Source organism: Clostridium pacaense (assembly GCF_020709765.2).
Classification (GTDB): domain Bacteria; phylum Bacillota; class Clostridia; order Lachnospirales; family Lachnospiraceae; genus Enterocloster; species Enterocloster hominis.
In genome coordinates, this window is the sequence record NZ_JAJFEB020000100.1 from 1 (window position 1) to 305 (window position 305).

The window sequence follows — 305 nt, forward strand, 5'->3', positions numbered from 1 at the left end:
AAGCGCGAGACGGGATTCGAACCCGCGACCCTCGCCTTGGCAAGGCGATACTCCACCACTGAGCCACTCGCGCATATTATATCTTATTTAATTAATGAAAGTCGGGGTGACAGGATTCGAACCTGCGACCTCCTGGTCCCAAACCAGGCGCTCTAGCCAAGCTGAGCCACACCCCGTCATCACCAACGATAAATAATATACCATAGATGATTGAAAATTTCAAGTATATTACGTACCCTCAAAACCACATATTGAAAACCGAACTGACAAACTTCCTGCTTCTCCCTGAACCTTCTGGTTAAGCC

2 tRNA genes are annotated in these 305 nt (G+C 47.9%); both read right to left on the reverse strand.

Features of this window, described 5'->3' with window-relative positions:
* Position 1: 1 nt before the first annotated feature.
* Positions 2–73, reverse strand: a tRNA-Gly gene (locus LK536_RS58655).
* A 28-nt stretch (positions 74–101) separates the two neighbouring features.
* A tRNA-Pro gene (locus LK536_RS58660) sits at positions 102–176 on the reverse strand.
* Between the last annotated feature and the right edge of the window lie 129 nt (positions 177–305).